Genomic DNA, 653 nt, shown 5'->3' on the forward strand with positions numbered 1-653 from the left:
GCTCGAACGGGACAACGGTAGATTTGGCCATGGTGGCATATCCTTTCTCTCTGAGAACGACGGCATCTTGAACACCGCCATGATATGCCGCCTACTTCAGACCATCACCAACTTTCGGGCATAACTCATTGATCGGCCAGTTCGATGATGTCGTCGGTGAGACGTTCCTCATCGGCGCGGCCCTGCGGCACCTTGCGCTGTGTGGATCGGTGCTGCCCGAGCGTGCGGCAGGCGCGGCGCTCCGATACGCCAAGCTCCTGCCGCACGTGGTCGATGCACTTGCGGCGACGCGAAGGGCTCAGAAGTTTCCCTTTGCAGCCTCGGTCAGGATCAGCTTGTCCAGCGTGAGATCGGACACAGCCCTCCGAAGCCGCTGGTTCTCCTTCTCCAGCTCTTTCAGACGGGCCAGCTGAGACCGACCCACCCACCATACAGCTTGCGCCATCGGTAGAACGTCTGCTGCGTCACGCCGATCTGGCGCACCGCCTCGGCAATCGTTGCGCCTTGTCCCTGCAGAACTTCAACTTGAGCTGCTGCCGGTTTCGTGGACACGAAGATAAGATCGTGACCATGGAACTGGAGAGTGGATATGACGAGACGGAAGTTTACGCGTGAGTTCAAGATCGAGGCCGTGAGGCTGGTGACGGATCGGG

1 pseudogene is annotated in these 653 nt (G+C 59.6%); it reads right to left on the reverse strand.

Features of this window, described 5'->3' with window-relative positions:
- Positions 1–128: 128 nt before the first annotated feature.
- Positions 129–558, reverse strand: a pseudogene (locus ROA7023_RS23635) (transposase); the annotation flags it as partial.
- Positions 559–653 lie beyond the last annotated feature (95 nt).

Source organism: Roseisalinus antarcticus, from assembly GCF_900172355.1.
GTDB classification, from domain to species: Bacteria; Pseudomonadota; Alphaproteobacteria; order Rhodobacterales; family Rhodobacteraceae; genus Oceanicola; species Oceanicola antarcticus_A.